This window comes from Maritimimonas sp. 2210JD6-3, assembly GCF_056591795.1.
Genome location: NZ_JBWQOJ010000007.1, coordinates 1 through 23,239, shown reverse-complemented (window position 1 = coordinate 23,239; position 23,239 = coordinate 1). Strand labels below are relative to the sequence as shown.

Genomic DNA, 23,239 nt, shown 5'->3' with positions numbered 1-23,239 from the left:
TTATAAAATACGTTTTATTAGTACTGATGTATCGATCAAAGCTAAGCTAAATACACCTAAAATTATAATGAACTTTATGATATTATGAAGTAGCAAATAGTTTTTTTTAGTATTGCTAGACCAAAGCTTAAAAAGAAAAAATATAAAGACAATACCACTTACATAAAAATAGTATTTCATATAACCCATTTCTGGGTATTTCCATAAAAAATAAGTAGGCACAAGTGCTAAGAGAATGAGTGAGCTTATTAACTTTTTTGTATATGCAACACCATAGGTAATAGGGACGGTTTTATAGTTTTGCAAAAGATCACCTTTTAGATTTTCTAATCCTTTTATAAGTTCTTTAATTAGAAGTATAATTCCTAAAAATAAGGCATGTACAAAGATAATTTTAGAGAAATTACGGTAGTAAACGAAAATTACGAAAAAAGGTAATAATGATAATAGGGTTGATCCTATTAATCCTGTTAAAGGATATCTTTTCAATTTATGTGAATAAAACCATATCAAAAAAATATAAATAGCAAAAAACCCAGCTGCTTTCCACGAAACAAAAAACCCTAGCGTAAAGCCCAAAAAATTCAAAAAGAAATAAATATTAAGCTTGGTTTTTTGGTTGACAATATTATCGATCTTCGATTTTACGGGACGATTGATTTTATCTTTCTCTGAATCGTAAAAATTATTAATAATATAACCAGCAGCAACTACACAGGCTGTAGCTAGTACCACTAAAAAAAGATCAATATCGAATAGAATTTCTGGTAGTGATTTCTTAGGTGAAAAAATAAAGATTGCCGCTAAATATTGTGCAGTAATTAATACTAAAACATTATAACCTCTTACAACAGAAAGTAAACTAAAAAATTTATATAGTATGTTATACTTTTTTTTAGAATTGTCGCTTTGGGCTTTGACTTGCACATTTTCCATGTGAAACTGGTTTAGAATCTATATACCAGTTCTAATTTGTAGTCTTTAAGAAGCTCTTTTGCTTTTTTGTAGTCTTGCGTGAAGCCAAGTATATAACCACCACCACCAGATCCGCATAATTTTAGATAATAATCATTACTATCGATACCTTTTTGCCAAACGTTATGAAATCGTTGTGGAATCATCGGTTTAAAATTATCTAAAACTACTTTAGAAAGTTTTTTTACGTTCCCAAATAGTGATTTTATATTACCATGTAAAAAATCATCAATGCAGGCATCTGTATGTCTTGCAAAATCTTCGTTGAGCATTTTTCTAAAGCCTTCATTCTTCATTTTATTCATAAAGATATTTACCATGGGTTCTGTTTCGCCAACCTGTTGAGAATCTAACAAGAATACGGCACCTTTTCCTTCTTTTTGAGAAGGAATACCTGTAGGTTCTAAATTATCTTTTGAATTTATAAGAATAGGTAAACTTAAATAACTGTTTAGTGGGTCTAGCCCTGAACTTTTCCCATGAAAGAAAGATTCCATTGACGAGAATATAGCTTTTAGCTTCAATAATTTTTCACGCGTTAAGTTTTCTAAAACAGTAATTTTTTGATCAGCATACTTATCATAAATCGCTGCTACTAAGGCGCCTGAACTACCAACCCCATAGCCTTGAGGGATACTAGAATCGAAGTACATACCACTATCTATATCTCTTTTAAGATCGTGCAATCGAAACGAAACCAAATCAGATTTATCTAATTCAGTTAAGTATTCATAAAAATTTAAAAGATTTTCATTAGATTTTTTAGCAACACCTGTAAGGGTATTGGTCATTTTTAATGCCCCTTTATATGAATTATAGGGAATTGCTAAGCCCTTAGAATCTTTTATAATTCCATATTCGCCGAACAATAAAATTTTTGCATAAAATAAGGGTCCCTTCATATATTTAATAAGTGGTTTTCAATAACATAACGCAAATATAATAGATTCTGTTGTAAATTAAATTTCTAACTAGTTAAAAAAGTTACTATTCATCTTCAATTCCGCTATAATAATGCATTGTCCATCTGCCTACTTTTTTACCTTTTTTGTATTTACCTTCACCTTTAATCCTTCCATCCTCATGATATTCTTTCCAATCACCTTCACGTTCACCATTTTTATATTGCCCTTCTTCATGTTTTTTAGAATTTTCATAGAAGCTTATCCAAGGTCCTTCAATTTTTCCGTTTTTATAACTATACTGACTTTTTAAAGGACCACTTTCATGGTAATTTTTTCGATCACCTTCTAAAATGTTGTCTTTGTAATTTACCGTTTGTAAAATATTACCATTTTCATGATACCAAGTGACGGTACCATTAAAAAATTCTGAATCGGCAGCATTAGACCATGCTTCCATTTGTTTTTTACCAGAAATGTAGTAATCTATAAGCCAAAAGCCATTGTCTTTAGGTAATGGGCTAGGTCTGTAATAAGAAGCGATATTTTTTGAGGCTACATTCCAATTGGCATCATACCAAATAGTATCTTTTTCTGATTGTGCTGTGATTTCAGAATTTAAAAAGGATAAACATCCTGTAAGTAAAAGTGAGATAAAAGTTTTCATAATGTTGAGATTTAGTATTTGAATTAGGCAACAAACATCTCTACCAGCTTTTTTAGCTGCCTTTTTTATGTAGAGGTTATTGATCTCTAAATCTTCAACATTTTAATGGTAGGGCACATTAAAATTTTATAATGAGCTTTTCTATTTACATCGGCTTTGCCCCCAAGCCCACTCTATCACAAATATAGTGATTATTTTTACAAAATTCAATTAATTCGTTGACAATGAAGTGGTGAACTTTTTCTTTTTCTTTTTCAGGATAAAGAACATGAACATTTGCACCAGCATCTAAGGTGAAGCAAACATGTGTATTCGTTTTTGATCTAAAATTCCAAATTTTATGTATGATTTGAAGTGTGTTTGGTTTCATTAAAATAAAATAAGGATTACTGGTCATCATCATAGCATGTAATGTCAGTGCCTCGCTTTCAACAATCTCGATGAATGCTTTTAAGTCACCATTTTGAAGCACCTTGCTTATTTTTTCAATATTTTCATTTGCTTGTTTAAAACGTTCTTCAGCAAATGGATGATGATGCATTAAATCATGACCCACAGTACTAGAAACTTGTTTTTCGCCTTTATCTACTAACAGAATAGTATCGTGGTAATTTTTAAAGTTGTTGTGTACTTTATGCGGAAATTCAACACCAAATAAATCTGAACTTCCTTTTAAGTGAGCATGTTGACCCCAAACAACCAAATTTCCTTTAATACTTCTCGCTGCACTACCTGAACCTAAACGTGCTAAAAAGGAAGCTTTTTTAAAGAATAATTCATCAGACATTTCAGGATGTAAAGCCTTTTCCATACTCATTATGCATAGGGCAAGCGCTGCCATACCACTGGCTGATGATGCGATACCACTACTGTGCGGAAAAGAGTTATGGGTTTTTATGACTAAATCATAGTCATTTAAAAAAGATGAGTATTCTTCAATCCTATCTAAGAATGCTTTTATTTTTGGCTTGAAATCATCTTTTTTTTCTGTTTCAAAATAAATTTCAAATTCAGCATTAGAGGATGCTTTCTCTTTAAACTCTAATGTTGTAATTGTATGGCAAGCATCTAATGTGAAACTGATAGAGGTATTTTTTGGCAATTGCATACCATGTTTTCCCCAATATTTAACTAAAGCAATATTGCTAGGCGTTTTCCAAGTAAAGCTGCCGTTTTCTAAAGTTTTGTGATTATCTGACTTGTAAATAAATTCGTTAAGATTCAAACGTATGGTTTTGTGCAAAGATATTATTTCACTTATAAATTTTCCAATTTATTTAAAACTGCTGTTTTATAAGTTCTACTTATCGGGATTGCTTTTTGGCTGATTTCAATAAATTCGTTCGTAAAAGACTGAATTTTTGCTATCGAAACGATATAAGAACGATGAATTCTTAAAAAATGATCTGAAGGTAATTTAGACTCGATAACACTAATTTTTTCACGGGTTATAATGGTTTTAGTGTCTAGATGAATTTTAATATAATCACTTAAACTTTCAATATAATTAATGTTATTAAAATCTATCTTCACCATTTTTCTGTCAGCGCGAACAAACAAAAACTCATTCTTATCTGATGTTACTAAAAACTTTTCGTGAGAACTTATAGCAGGTAATTCTTTATTGAGCTTATGAATGGCTTGTAATAAACGTTCAAAAGATATGGGTTTAAGTAGATAGTCAACCGCTTCAAGGTTGAAGCCATCAACAGCATATTCACGATAAGCAGTGGTAAAAATGATCTGATTATTTTTATTTAATGATTTTGCCAGCGATAAACCAGAAACCTCAGGCATATTAATATCTAAAAAAACCAGATCTATAACCTGACTGTTTAAAATAGAATACGCTTCTAACGCATTTTTACATAAAGCTATAATCTCAATAAAATCAATTTTTTGTAAATGTGTTTTCAAGATTTCACGCGCCATGGGCTCATCATCAACTACAATACATTTAATTATTTTCTTCATATTGTAATTGTTTTAGGTTCTTAATTCTTAAAATGACTTTATATTGATTTTTAAGTTGTCTAGTATCTAATGAGTAGTTATTAGGATATAACATAGCCAAACGTTTTTTACTATTTTCAAGACCAATACCTTTAGATATTTCTAAATCTTTTATAGACGAATTAATAATCTTAAAGTATAGCATATTGTTTACTATTTTTAAATCAATAGAAACAGTTAGTTTCCCATTAATTATAGTACCGTGTTTAAAGCTGTTTTCTACAAAAGGAATTAATAACATAGGAGCAATTTGTATATTTTTATTATCAATGTCTTTAGTGATACATACCTCTAAAGTATCATGAAAACGCATTTTTTCAAGTGCTACATAATCTTCGAGGTGTTTAACTTCGTCTTGTAAAAAAACTTGTGGTTTATCTACTTGGTATAATATATAATCTAGTAAGTTTGATAATTTCAATATCATTTCTGGAGCCTCATCACCTTTTTTAAGGGCATATCCATAAATAGTATTTAAAGAGTTAAATAAGAAATGCGGATGAATTTGCATTTTTAAAAATTTCAACTCTTGTTCTTTAAGCCTTAGTTGTGTTTGTAAGATCTTATTTTTTAGGCTTTCATTCGAGACTACAGATTTATAATTGTGCAGTATTAAACTTATAAAAGCTACGATGAGTACTACAAAAAAGACTCCTAGAATAATAAAGGGTAGCGTTTTTGTTAACGGAGAAGTATTTTCGGCTTTTAAGTTTTCTGTATAAACCAATCCGTAAAGAATAGACAGAATGATTGCAAAGACCGAAAGTATAAATGTATAGATACTATATAATATAAACAATCTATATTTTTTGGTCATTAAATAATTGGGAATCAAATAATAAATTAAAAAATAACTAATTGCGATACTTACAGGCATTAAAAATACAGAGAAGTGATTTATGTATTCTGTATTTGTGCTTCCATAACCTAAAAAATATGCATAGAAAAAGTAGATAATTACCCAGAAAACGATATGTCCTATAATTGGTAAAATATAGTTGGTTATGAGCACTCTTTTTTCCATGATGTTGCAAGATGCATATATTTATTAATCTAGTATAATTTGAACGATAGAATTCAGAATAAAGGTCGTATTTAACAAATTTTATACTTTTTTTGTAAAAGGATAAGAAAACAGTTGAATAGGTCTTAATTTTTGTAAACGGTCGAAATTAAAATTGAGTGAAGCATCAATGAAATAGATTTGATGTATTAATAATAAAAATTCAATTATGTATCTAATGTCAAATTTATTAAATGAGGGTGGGCCTCTTTTTATGTACACAACACTCATTATCTTAATAGCAATTATTGTATTTTTAGTTAAAGCATTTCTAAAGCCTGAGGAGAATACAAAAGCAGTTGGTTTGATAAAACATTTAAGCTTGTTTGTATTGGTGTGGGGGTTTTTAGGTCAAATGCTCGGACTCATTGGCGCTTTCGATTCAATAGAAGCTTCTAGTAATGTTTCGCCACATATTCTTGCGGCTGGATTAAAAGTAGCACTTTTATCGCCAACTTTTGGTATGGTAGTGTTTTTGATAGCTAGGCTCGGATTGATAGGTCTAACACTTACTAAAAAATAAACTAATTCAAAATAGTTGTTTAAGATATCCTTTTCTGAATTGAGAAGGATATCTTTGTATTGTGGAAAGAAAAATAAAACTCATCTGGGATTTTCGAGGGCCTGCTGCTCAGAAAACAGCCGAACACCATGTAGTGCATTTAAAAGAATATGCACAAATAGAAAATCTTAACACATACCAAATAGCAGTCGAAATAACTTCTGAAGTTATTTCAATGGCATTTATGGTTGTCGATGAAAAAGATATGCTTTTAGTACGAGATGCTTTAAAACCCCACAGGGGAGAAGTTGCTTGATTTTAGATAGACGACCTAATCAGACAAAAAGGATTTGACAATTATAAATTAAGATAAATTTGTCATTATTCTAGTCTATATGTAATAGGTATTCTAAACCTTGTTTTAACGGGTTTACCATTTAAAATAGCAGGATTCCATGCAGGCATTTGCTTTAACTTTTTTATTGCTTTTTTTTCAAAATTATGTGAGGGGTGGCTAATTGGAATGAATTCTGTCAATTTTCCAGATTCATCGACAATAAACTGTATGGTGATTTTTTTATCTACACCAAGCATCAGAGCCAATCCTGGATAGTTAATAGTACTAGTTAAATTTTGATAGAAATTTTGTAAACCTTCTTTAGGGTAGGCACGTTTATCTACTTTACGAAAAATGGTATCATTTTTACTATTTCTAATATAGTACGACTCTATTTCTATGGAATCTTTAAATACTTGAAAAAAAATTTCATTTGTTTTTGGATAATTCTTAACAAAGGTTCCGCTTCCTTTTACTAATAGAGAATCACCTTTTTCATTCCAAACTTGTATGTATTTTGTTGAATTTTCTTTGTAAAATTCTCTTCGTATTAATTTTTCCCTTTTATTATAATAATCAACAACACCATATCTGTTTTGTGTTTCTAAACTATCGAATTGGTGGTATTGATTACTAGCATTATACCTAATGAAGGCATCTAAATTTTTTAAATTCGAAAATCCATAGAACTTTCCTTTTCTATAAATTTTATTCTTCTTATAATCTTCTGTTTTGACGATACTATCTTTTATAAAATATATCCGTTTGTTTCCTATGTCCTTAAACGGACTTCTTTTATGGAAGCTTCGGTCAAAAAAAGCAACTTCTTGAGCGTAAATGTTAAGTATGAATAGTATAAATAGTGAAGAAGCAATAAGTTTCATGGCAATAATTTTTTCAAAAATAATGGTTTTATTTAAAAACATATCGTATATTTGCGATGAACTATGAATAAAACATTACAACATATAGAATATTCTGAAGAATCTACTGAGTTGGCGCGTTATGCGAAGGCATTAGGGCATCCTGTTCGATTGGTAATTCTAAAACATTTAAGCAATCAGAGTTGTTGCTATACAGGTGATTTGGTTGACCAACTTCCTTTAGCGCAATCGACTATTTCGCAGCATTTAAAAGAATTAAAAGATGCTGGCTTGATTGAAGGAGAAGTAAATCCACCGAAAATTCGCTATTGTATCCATCAAAAAAATTGGCAAAAAGCAAAAGATTTATTTGCTACACTATTTAAAGAAGATTTTAAGGCTATTAAATGTTGTTAGGCTATTTTTTTGAATTTAACCATCGTAAAATTACGATTATAATATAAAACACAGACTAAAGAAATAACAAATAGAATAAATAAATTAATTTATTATTATGAAAACACAAGAATTTTTGAATGTATTAAAAGAAAATTCTAATAAAGAATTACTTTTTGAATATCGTGACGGTGAATTTGTTAGAGCAAATTATCATATTACCGAAGTTAAAAACACAAGCATTAAATCGGTCGATTGCGGTGGTAGAAGTGATGCTTGGAATGAAACAATTATCCAATTATGGGAAAGTCCGAAAGAAATTGATAAACGTAATTTTATGCAAGCAGGTAAAGCGTTATCTATACTTGAAAAAGTGAGTGAAATTCACCCATTAGATGAAAATGCAGCAACTAAATTTGAATATAGTAATGCAAATTTTCATAAAGCCAGTTTAGAAATTAATAACATTGAGGTAACTTTAGATAAAGTGCTAATTAAGTTATTTGTGCCTAAGACAGATTGTAAAGCAAAAGATGAATGTGGTGTTCCCGAAACTGTACTTGCTGATACTGCTGACGGATGCTGTACGCCTAATTCAGGTTGTTGCTAAATCAATTTCTTACGTAAAGAATAACTTAATATGAAGAGAAAAAATAAACTTTTAAGAGAGCTTAGAGAGTTAATAGCATCTATTGATGTAAATACCATTAGTAAAGAACGAAAAGAAGTATTACAACCCTTAATTCATTACATTCAAAACAAAGTTGACGTAAAAGTTGATGTTCGGTTAAATTTTATATGCACTCATAATTCTCGAAGGAGTCATTTAGCACAGATCTGGGCGCAAACCATGGCTAGACATTTTAAAGTTCGTTATGTACATTGTTATTCTGGAGGAACAGAAGCAACGGCACTTTTTCCAATGGTGGTGGAGACCTTAAAAAATAATGGATTTCAAATAAGTACAATTGCTCATTGTGAAAATCCAGTATATGCAATCAAATTTGCAAAAAGCGCCCATCCCGTTATAGGGTTTTCAAAAGTGTATGATCATGATTTTAATCCTAAATCAAGATTTATTGCAGTAATGGTTTGTTCAGAAGCGGAAGAGAATTGTCCGTTTATTGACAAAGCAGAAAAAAGAATTTCAATTACTTATGAAGACCCCAAAACTTTTGATGGTACTGAATTACAAGTAGAAAAATACCTAGAACGTAGTATGCAAATAGCTACAGAAATGAAATACGTTTTTTCAAAAATAAAATAGACGTGAATGCCTTAAAAGAATACTTTGGTGAGTTTCTAGGTACTTTATTATTGGTCTTTTTTGGTTGTGGAGCTGTAGCGGTTTCGGTAGTTTTCGGAGCCTTAGATTTGTTAGGTGTTGCTATTATTTTTGGATTAGGTGTTGCGATGGCCATATTCGCTGTTAGAAGTTTATGCCCAGCTCATTTGAATCCTGCAGTAAGTATTGCTATGTTTTTTAATAAACAACTTACAGCCAAAAAGCTTCCTTTGTATTTGATAGCACAATTTTTAGGCGCGCTCTTGGGTTCAGTAATCCTGTATTTCGTTTTCGCGGAAGCGATTAGTAGCTATGAACAGCTAAATGGTATTATACGTGGGAGCAATGATTCATACAGATCAGCCATGATGTTTGGAGAATATTTTCCGAATCCTAGTTTTGAAGATAGATTCTCAGTTTCTCATCTTCAAGCTTGTTTTATGGAAGGTATAGGTACTTTTATTTTAGTATTTGTAATCTTTAGACTAACCGGAAAACCTAAACAGGTGAATAACTTTACTCCACTTTTAATAGGGTTAACAGTCACAGTTTTGATTTGCTTAATTGCTCCCTTTACACAAGGAGGGTTTAATCCGGCTCGAGATTTTTCACCCAGAGTAGTTGCTTACTTTGCTGGATGGAATTCAGCGGCTTTTCCAGCTGTGTCATTTAGTTTTTTTACGGTTTATATCTTATCACCTGTTGTGGGTGGAACATTAGCTGCTTTCTTTAACAAGTTTTTAGTGCCGTCATTACGAACGAAGTGAAGTAATCTATTTTAAGAGATTGCCATATCAAATCAAAGATTTGCTTCGCAATGACGTGCTAGTCAATAGCAATTGCTTTTCCAGAAATATAACCACCTGTCCAAGCATTTTGAAAATTAAATCCACCTGTTACAGCATCTATATTCAATACTTCGCCAGCAAAGAATAAATTTTTATGAAGTTTACTCTCAAATCTTTTAAAATTCACTTCTTTTAAATCAATACCTCCAGCGGTGACAAACTCTTCTTTAAAAGTTGACTTTCCATTCGCATTAAAAATGGTGTTTGTTAATTGATTTGTTAGACTTTCTAGTTGTTTATTACTTATATCGGCCCAATTTTGATTTGGATCGATTTGAGAAGCATTGACTAGATTTTCCCATAATCGCTTGGGAATTTCTTGAAAAGGTGACTTTTGAACAACCTGCTTTTTAGTGTGTTGCAGTTTACTACTTTTCAAAAATTCTAATACTTCATTTTTAGATTTAGAAACCCAATTAACAAGTACATTGTATTGATAGTTTTTCTCTGCCAGAAATAATGCTCCAAAAGCAGATAGTTTAAGCACTGCAGGGCCACTAATTCCCCAATGCGTAATAAGTAAAGGTCCTGAACTGATATAATCTGAACTTACAAGTTGTACTGTAGCGTTTGGTACAGATACGCCTGGAATTGCTTTAATTCTTGAATCATTAATTTTAAATGTGAATAAGGAAGGAATAGGAGGTATAATACGATGACCTAAATCTGACAAAATACCCCAAAATTTGTTACTACTACCTGTTGCAATAACCAGTTTATCAGTTTTATACTCTTGTAAATCTGTTTTTACCACAAATTGCTCCTCTTGTTTTGATATATTCTTGACATTTTGATTCAGTAGTAATTCAACTCCAGCTACTTGGGCACTATTTACCAAACAATCAACAATGGTTTGAGAAGAATTTGAAACAGGAAATACACGATTATCTTCTTCAATTTTAAGTTTAACATCACGATCTTCAAACCATTGCATGGTATCGCCTGTCATAAATTGATGAAATGGGCCTAGCAATTCTTTTTTTCCTCTGGGATAGAATTCAACCAGTTCTTTTGGGTCAAAACAAGCATGGGTTACATTGCATCTACCGCCACCAGAAATTTTCACTTTTTGAAGTACTTTATTACTTTTTTCAAGAATGGTTACCTGTAGATTAGGGTTTGTTTCAGCAATGTTTATGGCTGTAAAGAAACCAGCTGCACCACCTCCGATAACAATTACTTGCTGTTTCATAAAACCATTTCTTGATACGGAATCACAGTTTGAAAACCTTTATTTTTAAAATACTTAGATGTTTTATTATTACCAGTTGCCAATATAAAATCACCACCCCAGGCGCCAAGGCTTTTTGTTTGCCCAAAGTAATCAGAAAATAAAACTTGTTGAATTGGTTTTTGATCGATTACTGAAGAAATAATGCGTTCATGCTCTCGTAAGATTATTTCAAAATCTTTCAGTGTTTTTGTTTTTAAAATCTCATTTGTCAATGTCGAAATATCTTCTACTAAAGTATGCTTGTTACCCTCAAATTTTTGATAATGAGCTATACCTTCCCTACTATTTTGTTTTTTGTTGAGGTGAATAAAGAAAAGTTGCGCTTTAAAATCGGGATTGAATAAAACAGACCGCACAGTCGGTTTTTCATCTAATAATTGATAGCATATTGGTGTATTATTTTGCGCACATGCAATGTCGTAAGCACTCCCTTTAAAAGTTTCGAATTGCAATTCGAAAGCATCTATTTGTGCCCATTGGGCAATATTATTTACCAAGGTTGATGAGGAACCAAGACCCCAATCTCTTCGGAAATCAAGAATTGTCTTTACATACCACCCAGTTTTATTTGTAAGAAAGTGAGGATTGTAATTTTTTGCTTTTAAAAGAATTTCTTGTAATCTTAAAGCTAGTGAATCACTACCATCTTCCTTATTTGAGTTAAAAGTTTCAGAAATGATTCTCAGTTTTGGTAAGTCAAACGCTACCTGTAACCATTGATTACCTTTTTCATCAAAACTTTCCCAAATTAGTTTCGGTTCTTTTATAGCTTGAATAGTTAGAGATTGTCCTTTTTGAGTGGGTAGTGCCAGTGACTTAGCTCCGTCAAGTACCAAATACTCACCAGTGAGTAACAATTTGCCGTTACTGTAGAACCTTGTCATTAACTCTGTTTTCTATTATAAATAGGTAGTAATATCATAGATAAACCGCCAAAAGCAATTACCATTAAGGTTTGGGCAGTCCACATAATCCATCCGAAAGCATTTGCTGGATTTTCTGCGACACCATATAAAGTCAATGCACTCGCCACAAAAACGGGGTAGGTGCCTAAACCTCCATTTGTTAAAGCCATACTTAAACCACCAACAACAAAACCTACAATAATGGCAGAAAAAGGTAAGTTTGAAGTCTCAGGGATGGCAAAAGTTGCCGCATAAAACATAGCTACATACATTACCCAAATAAAAATGGTATGAAAAATAAAAGCCCACTTGTTTTTCATTTTTGTAATACTAAGGGCACCTTCTATAAGTCCATTAAAAAAAGTTTTTACTCGAAGTAAAAATCCACTTTTAGCTTTTTGAATACGTCTTAAAATTATCAAACCAAGAACAATAATTCCAAACAAAATAAGTATAGATGTTAGACGATTAGAATCTTCTTTAAAAAGATAACTTTTAATTAATTCTGCTTGAGAAACAAAAGCTACTCCGATAATGAATAATAACAATATGATGTCTGCAATACGTTCTGCTACAATGGTTCCTATGGCTTTTTCAAACGGAATATTTTCATATTTTGAAATTGCAGTTCCACGGGCAATATCACCAGCTCTAGGTAATGCTAAATTCACCAAATATGCCATTAAAACAGTCATAAAACTATTGGCAAATTTAGGACGATACCCAAGAGGTTTTAATAAAAATTGCCAACGGTATGCTCTTGAAAAATGACTTAAAATTCCAAATAATAACGACAAAGCTACCCACCAGTAATTTGCCGTTTTAAATGAATTTATAATATCATTTTTATCCTTTGGCGTTAATTGAGCCAAAAAATACCAAATAATACCAATACCAATAGCTATGGGTATTAATGCAAAAAGTACTTTTTTTAGTTTTGGATTCAATAGGTATAAATTTCGCCAGCAAAAGTAATTAATTTAAGGCTATATTATCGATTAGTCGAATTTGTCCTGCATACGCTGCAATAAACGCTCTATATTTATTTTTTTTCTGTTTTCTGCGAGCAGTTTTTAAAGTTTTTGCATTAGCGATTTCAAAATATTCGAGTTCGAGGTCTGGATTGTTTTTAAACTCTTTAGTTGCCCATTTCGTAATCTCTGGTATCGATTTTTTATTAAAATCAGCTTTAGATTGTTTGAGTATTTTGTAAATAAAAGGTGCTGCTTGCCTGTGTTTTTTAGTTAATCGAGTGTTGCGTGAACTCATTGCTAACCCATCATTTTCTCGATAAATAGCACAACCAATTACTTTTACTGATAAATGGTGTTTTTCTACCATTTTTTTAATGATTTGTAGTTGTTGAAAATCTTTTTCACCAAAATAAGCTTTGTCTGGTTTTACAATTTCAAAAAGTCGTTTTACAATAGTTCCTACGCCATCGAAATGCCCTTTTCTGTGTTTTCCTTCCATTTCATATTCTAATCGATCAAAATAAAACCGCTTTGATTTTATGTTTTCAGGATAAATATCCTTTACTGATGGCGCAAAAACAAGATCACATTTTATAGTTTTAAGAAGATCTACATCTGCTTCAAGCGTACGCGGGTATTTTTCTAAATCAGAAATATTGTCAAATTGAGTAGGGTTCACAAAAATGCTGACTACAACAATTTTATTTTCTTTTTTGGCTTTTTGTATTAATGATAAATGACCTTTATGAAGTGCTCCCATAGTAGGAACAAATCCAACAGAATAATTTTTCTTTTTTTTTGAGAGATAATTTTGTAGTTTCAGGGTTGTGCGAAAAACCTCCATGAAAGAATGTTAATTACTAGTTAAAAGCGGGTAAACTTACTACTTTTAGACCTAAAAGTGCTTAATTTTTTGTACTTTTGCATACCCATAACTAGAATGGATTTATGAAAGATAAGAGAATATTGTATGTTTCTTCTGAGGTTATCCCCTATTTGCCAGAGAACGAAACTGCCACAACTTCTTTTGAGGTAGCAAAAAACATGCACAATAATGGGGCACAGATTAGAATATTTATGCCCAGGTTTGGAGTAATAAATGAACGCAGACATCAACTACATGAAGTAATTAGATTGTCTGGAATGAATTTAATAATTAATGACATGGATATGCCTTTGATTATTAAAGTGGCTTCAATACCAAAAGAAAGGATGCAAGTTTACTTTATTGATAATGAAGAGTATTTTAAACGTAAGGCATTATATACCGATGAAAATGGTACATTATTTTCAGATAATGACGAACGTGCCATATTTTTTGCTAAAGGAGTCATTGAAACTGTAAAAAAATTGAATTGGTCACCAGATATTATTCATGTGCATGGATGGATGGCTTCACTTTTACCATTATATCTTAGAGAGTATTATAAAAATGATCCTTTATTTTCAGAAAGTAAAATAGTAACTTCTATTTATAACAATGAATTTAATGGTACTCTAGGAGAAAAAATGATAGAGAAAATTCAATTTGATTCTATATCTGAAGATAAACTACAATCTTTAAATAAATCAAGTCATACAAACCTTTTAAAAATTGCAATAGAGAATTCTGATGCAGTGATTAAGGCAAGTGAAGATTTACCAAAAGAGATCGTAGATCACATAACGGCTTCTAATACTCCAGCATTAGAATATCAACCACTTGATGATTTTTCTGAAGCTTATTCCAACTTTTACCTAACCCAAGTTTTATAGATTAATTTTTATAATAGATAGATTTATTTATGACAACTAAATTTTTGAACAGTTTAAAAGCTGTAGTTGTATTTTGTTTTGTCTTATTTAGCATTATTTCTTGCGAAAAAGATTTTGAAAATATAGGAGTGAATATTGTTGATAATAATTTATTCAATACAGATTTTGAAGACTTTAATGTTATTGCAAATACTAATAATGTTAAAGCTTCGAGAGTCGATGGATTAACTACTAGAAATCTTGGAGTTTTAATTGATGAAAAAGATAATTTTGGAAAATTAGAAGCATCTTTAATAAGTCAATTAGGCTTACCAGCTAATGGGGTTGATTTTGGCTTAAACCCTGTTTTAGATACTGTTATTTTAGAAATTCCTTATTTTGCTACTCGTAATAGTGAAAATAATGAAAACGGTGGCGTCGATTTTACCCTTGATTCTATCTTTGGTGACCGAGAAACAGAATTTAAATTAAAAGTTGCTAGGCTTACTACATTTTTAAATACGTTAGATCCGAACAACCCTACTGATAATAAAAGATATTATTCTAATGAATTGTATAATACTTCTGATGTGTTATTTTATGATACTTTTAAACCCAATAAAAATGATACAGTTCTTATAATAAAAAGGCCATTTTTTACTGAACAAGAAAGTCTAGATACAATATTTAGAGAGAATAGGGCACCTTCAATTAAATTACCGTTAGATGAAGATATAATAACTCAGATTTTAATTACGAACGCCACTTCTAGTGATTTATCTTCAGTAACTAATTTCTCTAATTATTTTCGTGGGATAAAAATTTCTCCCGAAGAAATAAATGATAAAGGAGGTTCTTTAATGACTCTTAATACTGCTGGGGCTAATATAACAGTGTATTATACAAACGAAGTGCTTACTAATGAAAGTGATGAAGATTTGAACGGCAATGGTACTACAAATGATCAAAATGTACCAGTAAAGACAAAGCAGACACTAATATTACCCTTGTCTGGAGTTTCATCAAGTAACTACAATAGAGATTATACGGGTGCTGAAGTCTTGAATTTTGCTGATAAAAATTTCGACGCTGGTTCAGATAAAATTTTTGTTCAGGGATCTGCTGGTAGTAATGCTGAAATTACTTTATTTGATGGAATTGATCTTGATGAATACAGAAATAGAAATTGGCTAATTAATGGTGCGATCTTAGATTTATACATTCAAGATTCTTCCTCTATAGGTGTGCCCAGTAGATTATATCTTTATAAAGAAGATAATACTGTTATAAAAGATGTAATCTCAGAAGCACAAGTCTTAGGTATTGGAGGTTTTTTACAAAATGATGATGATGGTAAACCTGAAAGATATCGTTTCTTTATTACAGACTATATTTCGGATCTATTAGCCGAAAATAGTACATTAGAAAATTCTAAACTCATATTAAAAGCATATCATCCAACAGATAACGTACTTTCATTTACAGATACTATTACTAGAGATTTTAGTTGGAATGTAAAAGGTGTTGTTTTAAAAGGAAATCTTCCCGTGGATGATAATGAGAGAATTCAATTGAGAATCTACTATACAGAAAACTAAAAAACATTGCTATGTGTGGAATAACTGGATATATAGGTCATAGAGAAGCTTTTCCAATAATAATTAATGGTTTGCAGCGCCTCGAATATAGAGGATATGATAGTGCCGGAATTGTACTTTATGATGGTGACGATTTTAAACTGTCTAAAACTAAAGGTAAGGTCAGCGATTTACTTGAACGAGTTGATAATGAAATAACTACTAGTGGTACTATTGGTATCGGTCATACACGTTGGGCAACCCATGGTGTACCCAATGATGTGAATTCACATCCGCATGTTTCTAATTCTGGAGATTTAGTAATCGTTCATAATGGTATTATTGAAAACTATGATACCATTAAAAAAGAGCTTATTAAACGTGGTTATACTTTTACAAGTGATACCGACACAGAAGTTTTAATAAATCTTATTGAGGAAGTTAAAAGACAAAACAATGTAAAATTAGGAAAAGCTGTGCAAATTGCTTTACAACAAGTTATTGGAGCTTACGCAATTGCTGTTTTTGATAAAAATAAACCTAATGAAATTGTTGTTGCACGCTTAGGAAGTCCAATAGCGATTGGTATTGGTAAAGATAAAGAAGAATATTTTGTAGCTTCAGATGCTTCTCCATTTATAGAATACACAAAAGATGCGGTTTATCTAGAAGACGAAGAAATAGCAATCATTAGAGTTGGAAAAGATATTAAGGTTAGGAGAATTAAAGATGATGCTTTGGTGACTCCTGAAGTTCAAGAACTTCAAATGAATTTGGAGCAGATAGAAAAAGGTGGTTACGACCATTTTATGTTGAAAGAAATTCATGAACAACCAAGAGCAATTACAGATACGTATAGAGGACGTTTGCTACTTAAACAAGCTATTATTAAAATGGCTGGTGTAGAAGATAATATGAAAAAGTTTTTAAATGCTGATCGTATTATAATCGTTGCTTGCGGTACTTCTTGGCATGCAGGGTTAGTAGCCGAATACATTTTTGAAGAATTCGCCAGAATACCAGTTGAAGTAGAGTATGCATCTGAATTTAGATATAGAAACCCGATTATTACTGAAAAAGATGTTCTAATAGCGATATCTCAATCTGGTGAAACGGCTGATACGTTGGCTGCTATAAAATTGGCAAAATCTAAAGGAGCTTTTGTTTTTGGTGTCTGTAATGTGGTTGGTTCTTCTATTGCGAGAGAAACAGATGCAGGTGCTTACACGCATGCAGGTCCAGAAATAGGAGTGGCTTCTACAAAAGCATTTACAACACAAATTACTGTATTAAGTTTAATCGCTTTACGATTAGCTAGAGCAAAAGGCACTATGTCTAGTTCTGATTATAGATTACACTTACAAGAGTTAGAATTAATACCTGGTAAAGTTGAGAAACTTTTAGCTGTTGATGATCACGTTCAAGAAATTTCAAAAGTGTATAAAGATGCTTCGAATTTCTTGTATTTAGGAAGAGGATTCAATTTTCCAGTAGCTTTAGAGGGTGCTTTAAAATTAAAAGAGATATCATATATACACGCTGAAGGGTATCCTGCTGCAGAAATGAAACATGGTCCTATTGCTTTGATTGATGAAAACATGCCTATTGTAGTGATTGCGACTAGAAAAGGACATTATGAAAAAGTGGTAAGTAATATTCAAGAAATAAAATCTAGAAAGGGGCAACTTATTGCAGTTGTTACAGAAGGAGATGAGCAAGTAAAAGAAATTGCTGATCACGTAATAGAAATACCAGAGACTGAGGAAGCCTTTACGCCTTTACTAACTACAATACCATTACAATTATTATCGTACCATATTGCGGTAATGAGAGGATGTAATGTAGATCAGCCAAGAAATTTGGCAAAATCAGTTACGGTAGAGTAGTTATTTTCCGTTAAAAGTATTCATGGTATTTGTTAAACCAGCGGTACCAAAAGATTTAATTACCTGAACTGCTTTTTCAAGACGTTCAGGTAATTTTTTTTGTTCTTCTTCATTCCATGTACCTAATACATAGTCAACTTGTCGTCCTTTTGAAAATTCATCACTTATACCAAATCGAAAGCGTGCATACTTTTGTGTATTTAATACCAGATTTATACTCTTAAGCCCATTGTGCCCACCATCACTTCCTTTTGCTTTTAATCTAATAGTTCCAAAAGCAATATTTAGATCGTCTGTGATAACTAAAATATTTTCAAGAGCGATTTTTTCTTTATCCATCCAATACTTGACTGCTTTACCGCTTAAATTCATAAAAGTTGAGGGTTTTAATAGAATAAAGGTTCTTCCTTTAAATCTAAATTTTGCGATATCACCTAATTTTTGAGTTTCAAAATTTATTGTTTCTATTTTAGCTAGTTCATCTAGAATCTTAAAACCAATATTATGACGCGTTTCGTCGTATGTTGAGCCAATATTTCCTAAACCGACAATAAGATATTTTTTCATAAGTTTTTCGGTAGTAATTTTCTTCCTAAACAGGGTTTTAAAAAAAGAAACAATACGTTGCATTACACAAATATACTATAACTGTTAAACTAAAAAAGCTCCGCGTTTATAGCGAAGCTTTTCTTGTAATTAATTATATGAATTAAAGACTGCTGTTTATTCAGCAGCGCCTTCCGCAGGTGCAGCAGCACCTTCCGCAGCTGCCTCAGTAGCACCTTCTTCAGTTTCATCTTCATCTTCATCGTCAGCAGTAACAATAGCAGCTCTTGCCATCCTTACTTGACATACTACCATATTTTCTGGATGTAGAATAGAATATTCATCATTTGATACATCAGAAACATATACTTTATCACCAATCTTTAATTTAGAAATATCAGCTGTGATAAAATCAGGTAAATTAGCAGGTAAAGCACGTACTTTTAAGTGTCTATTAGGAAAGCGTAATATACCACCAGCAATTACACCAGGTGCGTTTCCTTCTAAACTCACAGGAATATTCATGGTAACTTCCTTATCATCAAATAATTGGTAGAAATCTACATGCAGAATTTTATCGGTCACTGGGTGAAATTGAATATCTTGCATAATAGCGGCATATTTTTGCCCATCTAGCTCAATTGACGCTGTGTAAACATTTGGAGTGTACACTAAATTTCTAAATGCTAATTCATCTGCTGAAAAGTGTATTGGTTTTTCTCCTCCGTATAACACGCAAGGAACCTTTCCAGCATTACGTAAGGCTTTCGTTGATGACTTACCCACGCTTTCTCTTTGAGATCCGTTGATCGTAATTGATTTCATTACTTGTTTAAGTTTTTTACATTAAAAATTGATCACTTATCGACTTGTTACTCTGTACTTTATGCATAACATCAGCGAATAAGGGCGCGCAAGTTACAACTTTTATTTTAGATAATGGTTTTTTTAAGGGTATTGTATCTGTGATTATGAGTTCTTCTAATTGAGATTTTTCAATTCTATCGTAAGCTTCTCCTGATAATACAGCATGTGTACATATTGCGCGTACACTTTTTGCTCCTCGTTCCATCATTAAATCAGCAGCTTTGGTAAGAGTTCCTGCAGTATCAATCATATCATCAACTAAGATCACATTTCTACCTTCTACATTACCAATAAGCTCCATATGAGAAATCACATTCGCTTTTTTCCGCTGTTTGTAACAAATTACAACCTCGCTTTCTAAAAATTTTGAGTACGCGTACGCTCTTTTAGAACCTCCCATATCTGGTGATGCTATAGTGATATCGTCTAATTGCATCTTTTTTATTTCTGGTAAAAAGATAGTTGAAGCATATAAATGATCAACAGGTTTTTCAAAAAAACCTTGAATTTGATCGGCGTGTAAGTCCATGGTGATAATTCTAGTAGCACCTGCAGATTCTAACAATTTTGCAATCATTTTAGCTGCTATGGGCACACGAGGTTTGTCTTTTCTATCTTGACGTGCCCATCCGAAATAAGGAATTACAGCTGTAATATGCCTTGCCGAAGCGCGTTTAGCTGCGTCAATCATTAAAAGCATTTCCATCAAATTATCTGAAGGAGGGATAGAAGAACCAACGATAAAAATTCTACGACCTCGAATAGATTCTTCAAATGATACCTGAAATTCACCATCACTAAAGATATTTTTTCTAGATTTTCCTAATTTTCCACCATACGCTTCTGCAATTTTTTGGGCTAAGATTTCAGATTGTTCACAGGCAAAAAGTTTAGGTTTGGGTACTTTTTGTTTCATGTTGTTATGTTGTGTTGAAAGGTTTTTGTGTTGCAGACAAAAGTAAAAATTATTTAAGAAGTGTACGGCTCATATTTGAATATTTTAAATGGGTTCTAAAAATATTTTTTTAGATTTGCAGCCCATTTTTATACCAAATGCTCGAGTGGCGGAATTGGTAGACGCGCTGGATTCAAAATCCAGTTCTTTCGGGAGTGTGGGTTCGATTCCCACCTCGAGTACAAACCTTGCGTAAAAGCAAGGTTTTTTTATTTTTTTAATCTCCTTAGTTTTGTTACTTTTGCACGGCTTAAAACAAAAGTTAACTTAATACTATATAGAATGGAATCAAACATAATCTTAGTGCCAATTGCATTTGCGATTTTAGGCTTAGTTTTTATGATGATAAAAATGGCTTGGGTGAAAAAACAAGCTGCTGGAAATGAAAAAATGCAAAGCATTTCTAAAGCGATTAAAGAAGGTGCATTGGCCTTTTTAGGAGCTGAGTATCGTTTGCTTTTTATATTCGTTGTCATTGCATCTGCTGCTTTATTCGGAATTTCTACAATAGAAGGTGTTCAAACACACTGGATGATCGTACCAGCGTTTATAATAGGAGCTGTTTTCTCTGCTTTAGCTGGAAATGTAGGTATGCGCATCGCTACAGAAGCAAATGCTCGTACAGCCGAGGCCGCAAAGACGAGTTTACCACAAGCACTAAAAGTATCTTTTGGAGGCGGAACCGTAATGGGCTTAGGTGTTGCAGGATTAGCAGTATTGGGGTTGAGTTTATTATTCTGGTTCTTCTTGGGTCAATTTATGGGACAAGAAGGTGGTTTTTATGGTAATATGACGGTCGTTTTAGAAACACTAGCAGGATTTTCACTAGGAGCTGAATCTATTGCTTTGTTCGCGCGTGTAGGTGGAGGAATTTACACAAAAGCCGCAGATGTAGGTGCAGATTTAGTAGGTAAAGTTGAAGCAGGTATCCCTGAAGACGATCCTCGTAACCCAGCTACAATTGCTGATAACGTTGGTGATAATGTTGGTGATGTTGCAGGTATGGGAGCCGATTTATTCGGTTCGTATGTTGCTACCGTATTAGCAGCAATGGTATTAGGTAATTATATTATTAAAGATATGTCGGCGACGACTCAGTTTACAGATGCTTTTAATAATATGGGACCTATTTTATTACCACTAGTAATAGCAGGTGTTGGTATTTTAGCTTCGATTATAGGAACGTTCTTAGTAAAAATAAAGAACAATGATGCTAAAGAGAAACAGGTACAAGCAGCTTTAGATATGGGTAACTGGGTGGCCATTGCTATCACATTAGCTGCAAGTTATTTTTTAATTACTTGGATGTTACCAGAAACGATGCAGATGAACTTTTTTGGTGAAGGTCTAAAAGATGTTTCATCAATGAATGTATTTTGGGCTGCCTGTATAGGTTTAGCAGTAGGAGCCTTAATCTCTATGGTTACTGCCTATTATACAAGTTTAGGTAAAAAACCAGTGTTAGACATTGTTCAAAATAGTTCTACAGGCGCAGCAACCAATATTATTGCGGGCTTAGCTGTAGGAATGAAATCTACTTTTGCTTCTGTAATTTTATTTGCAGCGGCAATTTACGGCTCGTATGCTTTAGCAGGATTTTATGGTGTGGCATTAGCGGCTTCAGCAATGATGGCGACAACAGCAATGCAATTAGCTATTGACGCATTTGGACCAATTGCTGATAATGCAGGAGGTGTTGCTGAAATGAGTGAATTAGAACCTCACGTTCGTGAGCGTACAGATATATTAGATTCTGTTGGTAATACAACAGCAGCTGTAGGTAAAGGGTTTGCAATTGCTTCTGCTGCATTAACAGCGTTGGCATTGTTTGCAGCCTATGTTACTTTTACAGGAATTGATGGAATTAACATTTTTAAAGCTGATGTTTTAGCTATGCTATTTGTAGGAGGAATGATCCCAGTAATATTTTCTGCATTGGCAATGCAATCGGTTGGTAAAGCTGCGATGGAAATGGTAGAAGAAGTTCGTCGTCAGTTCAGAGAAATTCCAGGAATTATGGAAGGTACTGGAACTCCAGAATATGCGAAGTGTGTTGATATTTCTACGAAAGCTGCTCTAAAAGAAATGATTTTACCAGGTTTAATTACGATTATTACACCAATTATTATTGGATTATTATTCGGCGCTGAACCATTAGGAGGCTATATGGCAGGAGTTTGTGTTTCTGGTGTTATGTGGGCTATTTTTCAAAACAATGCTGGTGGTGCTTGGGATAATGCGAAGAAATCTTTTGAAGCAGGTGTAGAGATCAATGGAGAAATGACGTACAAAGGGTCAGATGCACATAAAGCAGCAGTAACTGGTGATACAGTTGGAGATCCTTTTAAAGATACTTCTGGACCTTCTATGAATATCTTAATTAAACTTACGTGTTTAGTTGGTTTGGTAATAGCTCCAATCTTAGGAGGACATACTTCTGAGGAAGCACATGCAACAGTTACTACAGAAATTAATCAAACGGTTGCTGATACTACTGAAATGAAAGTATTGGTAAAAAAAGGGAATGGAGAAAAAAACGCAACGGTTATTACCACTACAGAAGTTAATGGTAAAAAAGATGTGACTGTTGAAACTGTTGAAGGTGATGAGGTAGATAACTTAATAGCTGAGCATAAGGAATAATTATTTTTAAAAATATAATTTATGAAAAGCGCAAACCATTTGGTTTGTGCTTTTTCTTTTAGACACT

24 protein-coding genes and 1 tRNA gene are annotated in these 23,239 nt (G+C 32.4%); 11 read left to right on the top strand and 14 right to left on the bottom strand.

Features of this window, described 5'->3' with window-relative positions; translation table 11 throughout:
• From AC1EUY_RS05065 to AC1EUY_RS05040, 6 genes are all read right to left on the bottom strand, one after another.
• Nucleotides 1-936 (bottom strand): geranylgeranylglycerol-phosphate geranylgeranyltransferase, encoded by a 936-nt coding sequence (locus AC1EUY_RS05065; protein ID WP_480194422.1) that lies wholly within the window; start codon nt 934-936, stop codon nt 1-3.
• An 11-nt stretch (nt 937-947) separates the two neighbouring features.
• Complete coding sequence (locus AC1EUY_RS05060; protein ID WP_480194421.1) at nt 948-1,877, bottom strand: mevalonate kinase family protein; 930 nt, start codon at nt 1,875-1,877, stop codon at nt 948-950.
• Nucleotides 1,878-1,962: 85 nt separating this feature from the next.
• On the bottom strand, nt 1,963-2,544 hold the full coding sequence (locus tag AC1EUY_RS05055; protein WP_480194420.1) for a toxin-antitoxin system YwqK family antitoxin: 582 nt from the start codon (nt 2,542-2,544) through the stop codon (nt 1,963-1,965).
• Between the two features lie 145 nt (nt 2,545-2,689).
• Nucleotides 2,690-3,769 (bottom strand): diphosphomevalonate decarboxylase, encoded by a 1,080-nt coding sequence (locus tag AC1EUY_RS05050; protein WP_480194419.1) that lies wholly within the window; start codon nt 3,767-3,769, stop codon nt 2,690-2,692.
• Nucleotides 3,770-3,801: 32 nt separating this feature from the next.
• On the bottom strand, nt 3,802-4,518 hold the full coding sequence (locus AC1EUY_RS05045; protein WP_480194418.1) for a LytR/AlgR family response regulator transcription factor: 717 nt from the start codon (nt 4,516-4,518) through the stop codon (nt 3,802-3,804).
• Entirely contained in the window at nt 4,502-5,581 is a 1,080-nt protein-coding gene (locus tag AC1EUY_RS05040) for a sensor histidine kinase (protein ID WP_480194417.1), read from the bottom strand. Before AC1EUY_RS05040 ends, AC1EUY_RS05045 begins: the two co-directional genes overlap by 17 nt.
• 217 nt (nt 5,582-5,798) lie before the next feature.
• Between AC1EUY_RS05040 and AC1EUY_RS05035 the strand changes: the two genes are divergently transcribed.
• On the top strand, nt 5,799-6,143 hold the full coding sequence (locus AC1EUY_RS05035; RefSeq protein WP_480194416.1) for a MotA/TolQ/ExbB proton channel family protein: 345 nt from the start codon (nt 5,799-5,801) through the stop codon (nt 6,141-6,143).
• A 61-nt stretch (nt 6,144-6,204) separates the two neighbouring features.
• Nucleotides 6,205-6,438 (top strand): hypothetical protein, encoded by a 234-nt coding sequence (locus AC1EUY_RS05030; RefSeq protein WP_480194415.1) that lies wholly within the window; start codon nt 6,205-6,207, stop codon nt 6,436-6,438.
• Nucleotides 6,439-6,503: 65 nt separating this feature from the next.
• Here the strand turns inward: AC1EUY_RS05030 and AC1EUY_RS05025 are convergent, their stop codons facing one another.
• Nucleotides 6,504-7,385, bottom strand: coding sequence for an energy transducer TonB (locus AC1EUY_RS05025; protein ID WP_480194414.1), 882 nt, complete (start codon nt 7,383-7,385; stop codon nt 6,504-6,506).
• 21 nt (nt 7,386-7,406) lie between these two features.
• Here AC1EUY_RS05025 and AC1EUY_RS05020 point away from each other — a divergent pair, with 21 nt between their 5' ends.
• The 4 genes from AC1EUY_RS05020 (at nt 7,407) to AC1EUY_RS05005 (ending at nt 9,770) form a co-directional block, all read left to right on the top strand.
• Nucleotides 7,407-7,739, top strand: a complete 333-nt coding sequence (locus AC1EUY_RS05020; protein ID WP_480194413.1) for an ArsR/SmtB family transcription factor — start codon at nt 7,407-7,409, stop codon at nt 7,737-7,739.
• Between the two features lie 97 nt (nt 7,740-7,836).
• Nucleotides 7,837-8,328 carry a DUF6428 family protein gene (locus tag AC1EUY_RS05015; RefSeq protein ID WP_480194412.1) on the top strand — a complete coding sequence of 164 codons (492 nt, stop codon included), beginning with the start codon at nt 7,837-7,839 and terminating at the stop codon, nt 8,326-8,328.
• Between the two features lie 30 nt (nt 8,329-8,358).
• Entirely contained in the window at nt 8,359-8,985 is a 627-nt protein-coding gene (locus AC1EUY_RS05010; RefSeq protein WP_480194411.1) for a low molecular weight phosphatase family protein, read from the top strand.
• Between the two features lie 2 nt (nt 8,986-8,987).
• Complete coding sequence (locus AC1EUY_RS05005) at nt 8,988-9,770, top strand: MIP/aquaporin family protein (RefSeq protein WP_480194410.1); 783 nt, start codon at nt 8,988-8,990, stop codon at nt 9,768-9,770.
• Between the two features lie 58 nt (nt 9,771-9,828).
• On the opposite strand, the gene AC1EUY_RS05000 is transcribed toward AC1EUY_RS05005, so the two are convergent.
• From AC1EUY_RS05000 to panC, 4 genes are read right to left on the bottom strand one after another with little or no spacing between them, the layout of a single operon-like run.
• Entirely contained in the window at nt 9,829-11,043 is a 1,215-nt protein-coding gene (locus AC1EUY_RS05000; protein WP_480194409.1) for a BaiN/RdsA family NAD(P)/FAD-dependent oxidoreductase, read from the bottom strand.
• Nucleotides 11,040-11,969 carry a GYDIA family GHMP kinase gene (locus AC1EUY_RS04995; protein ID WP_480194408.1) on the bottom strand — a complete coding sequence of 310 codons (930 nt, stop codon included), beginning with the start codon at nt 11,967-11,969 and terminating at the stop codon, nt 11,040-11,042. Before AC1EUY_RS04995 ends, AC1EUY_RS05000 begins: the two co-directional genes overlap by 4 nt.
• Nucleotides 11,969-12,937, bottom strand: a complete 969-nt coding sequence (locus AC1EUY_RS04990; protein WP_480194407.1) for a lysylphosphatidylglycerol synthase transmembrane domain-containing protein — start codon at nt 12,935-12,937, stop codon at nt 11,969-11,971. The genes AC1EUY_RS04995 and AC1EUY_RS04990 overlap by 1 nt, the downstream gene beginning before the upstream one ends.
• Before the next feature lie 28 nt (nt 12,938-12,965).
• Nucleotides 12,966-13,808: a pantoate--beta-alanine ligase gene (gene panC / locus AC1EUY_RS04985; protein WP_480194406.1), complete on the bottom strand. Its 843-nt coding sequence runs from the start codon at nt 13,806-13,808 to the stop codon at nt 12,966-12,968.
• A 104-nt stretch (nt 13,809-13,912) separates the two neighbouring features.
• Between panC and AC1EUY_RS04980 the strand changes: the two genes are divergently transcribed.
• Genes AC1EUY_RS04980 through glmS form a run of 3 tightly spaced genes read left to right on the top strand, consistent with a single transcriptional unit; the run spans nt 13,913 to nt 18,161 of the window.
• Nucleotides 13,913-14,719 (top strand): glycogen/starch synthase, encoded by an 807-nt coding sequence (locus tag AC1EUY_RS04980; protein ID WP_480194405.1) that lies wholly within the window; start codon nt 13,913-13,915, stop codon nt 14,717-14,719.
• Nucleotides 14,720-14,748: 29 nt separating this feature from the next.
• Nucleotides 14,749-16,296: a DUF4270 domain-containing protein gene (locus tag AC1EUY_RS04975; protein ID WP_480194404.1), complete on the top strand. Its 1,548-nt coding sequence runs from the start codon at nt 14,749-14,751 to the stop codon at nt 16,294-16,296.
• An 11-nt stretch (nt 16,297-16,307) separates the two neighbouring features.
• Nucleotides 16,308-18,161, top strand: a complete 1,854-nt coding sequence (gene glmS / locus AC1EUY_RS04970; protein ID WP_480194403.1) for a glutamine--fructose-6-phosphate transaminase (isomerizing) — start codon at nt 16,308-16,310, stop codon at nt 18,159-18,161.
• Here glmS and pth read toward each other — a convergent pair whose 3' ends face one another.
• The 3 genes from pth to AC1EUY_RS04955 all read right to left on the bottom strand — a co-directional run bounded on the left by pth (nt 18,162) and on the right by AC1EUY_RS04955 (nt 20,490).
• Complete coding sequence (gene pth, locus AC1EUY_RS04965; protein WP_480194402.1) at nt 18,162-18,728, bottom strand: aminoacyl-tRNA hydrolase; 567 nt, start codon at nt 18,726-18,728, stop codon at nt 18,162-18,164.
• 156 nt (nt 18,729-18,884) lie between these two features.
• A complete protein-coding gene (locus tag AC1EUY_RS04960) occupies nt 18,885-19,532 on the bottom strand; it encodes a 50S ribosomal protein L25/general stress protein Ctc (RefSeq protein WP_480194401.1) in 648 nt (215 codons plus the stop codon).
• Nucleotides 19,533-19,548: 16 nt separating this feature from the next.
• On the bottom strand, nt 19,549-20,490 hold the full coding sequence (locus AC1EUY_RS04955) for a ribose-phosphate pyrophosphokinase (RefSeq protein ID WP_480194400.1): 942 nt from the start codon (nt 20,488-20,490) through the stop codon (nt 19,549-19,551).
• A 139-nt stretch (nt 20,491-20,629) separates the two neighbouring features.
• Here AC1EUY_RS04955 and AC1EUY_RS04950 point away from each other — a divergent pair.
• Nucleotides 20,630-20,711 (top strand) — tRNA-Leu (locus tag AC1EUY_RS04950).
• 100 nt (nt 20,712-20,811) lie between these two features.
• Nucleotides 20,812-23,172 (top strand): sodium-translocating pyrophosphatase, encoded by a 2,361-nt coding sequence (locus AC1EUY_RS04945; protein WP_480194399.1) that lies wholly within the window; start codon nt 20,812-20,814, stop codon nt 23,170-23,172.
• The last annotated feature ends 67 nt before the right edge of the window (nt 23,173-23,239 follow it).

Excerpts from the sequence above, each read along its gene's own strand:
- AC1EUY_RS05065 (WP_480194422.1), bottom strand. The coding sequence starts at position 936 with ATGGAAAATGTGCAAGTCAAAGCCCAAAGCGACAATTCTAAAAAAAAG.
- AC1EUY_RS05060 (WP_480194421.1), bottom strand. The coding sequence starts at position 1,877 with ATGAAGGGACCCTTATTTTATGCAAAAATTTTATTGTTCGGCGAATAT.
- AC1EUY_RS05055 (WP_480194420.1), bottom strand. The coding sequence starts at position 2,544 with ATGAAAACTTTTATCTCACTTTTACTTACAGGATGTTTATCCTTTTTA.
- AC1EUY_RS05045 (WP_480194418.1), bottom strand. The coding sequence starts at position 4,518 with ATGAAGAAAATAATTAAATGTATTGTAGTTGATGATGAGCCCATGGCG.
- AC1EUY_RS05040 (WP_480194417.1), bottom strand. The coding sequence starts at position 5,581 with ATGGAAAAAAGAGTGCTCATAACCAACTATATTTTACCAATTATAGGA.
- AC1EUY_RS05035 (WP_480194416.1), top strand. The coding sequence starts at position 5,799 with ATGTCAAATTTATTAAATGAGGGTGGGCCTCTTTTTATGTACACAACA.
- AC1EUY_RS05025 (WP_480194414.1), bottom strand. The coding sequence starts at position 7,385 with ATGTTTTTAAATAAAACCATTATTTTTGAAAAAATTATTGCCATGAAA.
- AC1EUY_RS05020 (WP_480194413.1), top strand. The coding sequence starts at position 7,407 with ATGAATAAAACATTACAACATATAGAATATTCTGAAGAATCTACTGAG.
- AC1EUY_RS05015 (WP_480194412.1), top strand. The coding sequence starts at position 7,837 with ATGAAAACACAAGAATTTTTGAATGTATTAAAAGAAAATTCTAATAAA.
- AC1EUY_RS05010 (WP_480194411.1), top strand. The coding sequence starts at position 8,359 with ATGAAGAGAAAAAATAAACTTTTAAGAGAGCTTAGAGAGTTAATAGCA.
- AC1EUY_RS05000 (WP_480194409.1), bottom strand. The coding sequence starts at position 11,043 with ATGAAACAGCAAGTAATTGTTATCGGAGGTGGTGCAGCTGGTTTCTTT.
- AC1EUY_RS04995 (WP_480194408.1), bottom strand. The coding sequence starts at position 11,969 with ATGACAAGGTTCTACAGTAACGGCAAATTGTTACTCACTGGTGAGTAT.
- panC (WP_480194406.1), bottom strand. The coding sequence starts at position 13,808 with ATGGAGGTTTTTCGCACAACCCTGAAACTACAAAATTATCTCTCAAAA.
- AC1EUY_RS04980 (WP_480194405.1), top strand. The coding sequence starts at position 13,913 with ATGAAAGATAAGAGAATATTGTATGTTTCTTCTGAGGTTATCCCCTAT.
- AC1EUY_RS04975 (WP_480194404.1), top strand. The coding sequence starts at position 14,749 with ATGACAACTAAATTTTTGAACAGTTTAAAAGCTGTAGTTGTATTTTGT.
- glmS (WP_480194403.1), top strand. The coding sequence starts at position 16,308 with ATGTGTGGAATAACTGGATATATAGGTCATAGAGAAGCTTTTCCAATA.
- pth (WP_480194402.1), bottom strand. The coding sequence starts at position 18,728 with ATGAAAAAATATCTTATTGTCGGTTTAGGAAATATTGGCTCAACATAC.
- AC1EUY_RS04960 (WP_480194401.1), bottom strand. The coding sequence starts at position 19,532 with ATGAAATCAATTACGATCAACGGATCTCAAAGAGAAAGCGTGGGTAAG.
- AC1EUY_RS04955 (WP_480194400.1), bottom strand. The coding sequence starts at position 20,490 with ATGAAACAAAAAGTACCCAAACCTAAACTTTTTGCCTGTGAACAATCT.
- AC1EUY_RS04945 (WP_480194399.1), top strand. The coding sequence starts at position 20,812 with ATGGAATCAAACATAATCTTAGTGCCAATTGCATTTGCGATTTTAGGC.